This is a genomic window from Pseudomonas sp. FH1, from assembly GCF_000510895.2.
GTDB lineage: Bacteria > Pseudomonadota > Gammaproteobacteria > Pseudomonadales > Pseudomonadaceae > Aquipseudomonas > Aquipseudomonas azotoformans_A.
On the sequence record NZ_AOHM01000017.1, the window covers coordinates 1 to 3,364 of the forward strand.

6 protein-coding genes are annotated in these 3,364 nt (G+C 54.2%); all 6 read right to left on the reverse strand.

The features are described from left to right. Positions 1–954, reverse strand: a 954-nt coding sequence (locus H096_RS07065; protein ID WP_033897449.1) for a DUF6094 domain-containing protein, incomplete at its 3' end; no start/stop codon positions are given. 22 nt (positions 955–976) lie between these two features. Beyond that, positions 977–1,576, reverse strand: coding sequence for a hypothetical protein (locus H096_RS07070; protein ID WP_033897445.1), 600 nt, complete (start codon positions 1,574–1,576; stop codon positions 977–979). A gap of 74 nt (positions 1,577–1,650) precedes the next feature. Further along, positions 1,651–1,929 (reverse strand): hypothetical protein, encoded by a 279-nt coding sequence (locus tag H096_RS07075; protein ID WP_033897446.1) that lies wholly within the window; start codon positions 1,927–1,929, stop codon positions 1,651–1,653. A gap of 62 nt (positions 1,930–1,991) precedes the next feature. Continuing rightward, positions 1,992–2,609 (reverse strand): DUF3275 family protein, encoded by a 618-nt coding sequence (locus H096_RS07080; RefSeq protein ID WP_033897447.1) that lies wholly within the window; start codon positions 2,607–2,609, stop codon positions 1,992–1,994. Between the two features lie 78 nt (positions 2,610–2,687). Next, positions 2,688–3,023 carry a hypothetical protein gene (locus H096_RS07085; RefSeq protein WP_033897448.1) on the reverse strand — a complete coding sequence of 112 codons (336 nt, stop codon included), beginning with the start codon at positions 3,021–3,023 and terminating at the stop codon, positions 2,688–2,690. 79 nt (positions 3,024–3,102) lie between these two features. Next, positions 3,103–3,364 (reverse strand): hypothetical protein (locus H096_RS34350; RefSeq protein ID WP_206542894.1); only part of this gene is annotated, 262 nt, incomplete at its 5' end.

Sequence of the window (3,364 nt, forward strand, 5' to 3'; positions counted from 1 at the left end):
GCCCTTGAGTGCCAATACGCGACCGGTTTTGGATGTCACCACGCCGGAAATCGCGCCGGCAGCTAAGGCCAAAGCTAAGTGCCAACGCGAAAGCTCCCTTACGGGAGGTCTTGGCTGCGCGCCGCTTTGCCCGAAGTGCAGTGTGAAGTCCGGCCACATGCCACGAAGTCTTTTGACCTCTTCGCTGAGCTGTTCGGGTTCAAGGCTGATACGGTAGAAGTGTTCCAGGTCAGTGGATGATGGGATGACCCTGTAGGGCTCCCACGTCCAGCTGGTTGGTAACGCTTCCGCACTCAATGTGCCGGCGCCGATCGCCTGAAGGCGTGCGCGTACGTATTTGACCTCTTGTGGTCGAGCTAGATCCTGGCGTCGAATACGAATACCGAAGATCACCACCTGCTTGAATGTTGGATCAGCGGCGTTATAGATCCGCAGTTCAGTGAAGTGATTGCATAGCCAACTGCATAGCTCGTCGTCTAGCACATAGTGCGGAACAATGAGTACCAGGACCCCACCGTACTGCAGCAAAGGAAGTGTTCGTTGATAGAACATCTTCTCCAAGCGTCGACGGCCGTTACCTTGGTATTGTGAGGCTCCTGCATGGTCAGCGACCAGGTCACCGTAGGGCGGGTTGAGCCACAGCAAGCCAAAGGCCTGGCGGCTGATCATAGTGTCCATTAGATCGCTATGCAGCACGCAATCCAGCAGTGTCTTGCAGTGGTTGGCACGTTCCTGGTCGTACTCGACTGCGTAGGTCTCGACGCGGTCACGGCCGAGGACGTGAGCAGTTTCAGCAAGGGCAACACCTTCACCTGCACAAGGATCGAAGATCCGCATCTTGCCAGTTGGAGATGGTGCCAACGCTTGCAGGGTGAGTTCCAGCGTCGTTTCGTCTGTAGGGTAGTAGCCATTGCGAGCAAAGTTGCGCGCCAAGCGTGGGAACATCAAGGCCATCGTGAGGCTCCTGGATCAAAGCTCAAAACTGAGCATGGGTTGAGAGTTGCCCCTGGCGAATGAGATCGCCCAAGGCAGGTTCGAGTACGTCGAGTTGCAACGACAAACGCCATGCCGCAACTGCGCCTGACGATCCGGGCAAGAGCTGCAACATGTCGTGTTGAGTGAGTAAGTCCATTACCAGCTTTTGCCAATGCGGCAGCAGTGGTAATGGACAGGTTTCCTGGATCAGTGGCCAAAGCCTTTGATCAGGTGACTGCCCGTTCTCAAGAAGGGCGTAGGCGAAGTGGTTCGCCCGATCCGGCTGCACGCAGCGTCGGTCGAACAACCAGAGGTGAATCAAACTGCCGAATAACGTCCCGCGCAGTTGTCGCGTGGTGCGTTTTTCCAACAGATCGATGTTGGGAAAGACCGGAAGACTTCGATCATCTACGACAATGTGAAACTGGGTCAGACCATCCTCGGCAGCGCCGAGGGTCAGCCTGGCCAGGAACTCCTGCAGCGCCGTGTCGCGGCCCCATGCAGAGAGAAACACTAGGTTGCGTTGTTCATCGCACGCGCAAGCATCGACAAATAGATCATTGCACTCCTCTATTGGGAAGAGCGGGGTAGGGAAGGGCATGTGAACCTCCATCGTGGAGGGGAACCCGCCCCGAGGGGCGGTGAGCCCCTCTGGGGTGTTAGCAGTTAGTGTTGTTACTCAGGAAGCAGCGGGTCGTCTGATTTGAACTTTTTGTCGTTTGGATCAAACGAAACCGTATCGTTTCGAAACAGAGGGCTATGGCCTGTTAGGAAGATTTGCCCCAGGTATTTGGGGCGAAGTGCCACGGCGGCATCAGCTTGTTCGGCCGTCATGTCGAGCTCTTCTATGAAAAAATCCCACAGTTCCTCATTCGTCGATACATCGTTGTTGGCGAGTTGATCTTCGATATTGTTCAGGACGGCGGTGGTCAAATTGCTGAAGACTGGGTTCATGTGATGCTCCAGATAGGTAAGGAGCACCCACGAGGGAGCCCCTCAAGGGTGGATTTGCTTAGTCAGAAACTGGAAATTGTCCAGACCTGTAGTTTGAAGTCCAACACATAGCCGAGCTCGCCTAGGCGAGTGCATTGCTGGCGTAGGCGCTGACGGTCAACGGTGGTGTCAAGCTTGACTGTATCTCCCAGAGGCCAAATTGTGCCGAATAGGTCGGCGTCTTGTTCTGCGCCGCTGGTCCCGCTAGGTGGAGGCATCCCGAATGGGGCATCCTCTGCGGCAGTTGGTTTGCCAGTGCTGTTTGCCCCTTTAGACGACGTCAGCTTTTTACGCTTTTGGAGAGGCTGTGGCGGCTCTGAAGAGGGATCCTCATCAATAGGGTCCGGCTCACTTGCAGAGAGCGTGGCAGCATCTTCCGCTGTCAACTTATCCACATCGTCCAGGCTCATGCTTTCGAGCTTTGCACGAATCTCGACGACAAGCCGACCCGATGTTGAGTAGTACGAAGGGCGAATTTCAGTGATCAGAAAGTCGCCTCGGTATTTACCTTCGCTGTACTGATCAAGAAGTGCGTCTTTGATGACGAACTCACCGATTGAAGTTGAAAGTCGCCCGACGTTGAAGTCGCCATTTCGGCCGCTGATGGTTCGGATAACCAGTTGGCCTGGAATGTTGATCATGTGCAGCTCCACACTGCTATCAATGAAAAAAGCCCGACAAATGTCGGGCTTGGGGTCGTGCTGTGAATTCAGAGGGGGTTATGGGCAAGAAGTGTTCATTTCTTCTTTAAGTGAGATGTAGATGTAGAAAACGCCAGGGGGCGATTCAATACGGTCAAGTTTTAGGTCCAGCCAGACTCGATCTGAGCTATTACCGTCAGGCGGCAGTCGATAGAGGCCGAAATGGATTAGATTGCTTTCAGGTTGCAAATGCAGCTCTCGGTAGGCCTCTAGGACAACATCGCCCAGTCGCTTACTGATAACACTGGCATCCTGTGGATTTTCAATATGCACCGCTTCCTGCCAGGCCTCAGGGGTCAGAACGACCGGTAGCTTGAGCAAGTTAGACGATACGAGATGAATAGGATTATTCATGGTCAGCTCCAGGTGCGAAAACCACCTGGCCCGTCCGGGAGGTGGTTTCCCGTTGGGTTTGTATGGGGTGTTTAAAGTGTCAGTACTCGTCGTCACCTGGGCAAGAAACGTGTATCTCTTTGACTCGGAAGTCGAGGGAGAAAACGCCAGGTGACGTTTCGTTTCGTTCAAGTGTCACGTCCAACCAGACTTCATCTGAACGGCCGTCAGGCAGCAGTCGACACTCATCGTCAGTATCAGGCCCAAGTGCGAGTCGCTGCACTTCTTCTGCTATCAGGAACCCTTCTTCTTCGGTCAAGCGTGAACAAACTCTGCCATTAATGGCCGCGTGTACTCCCTTA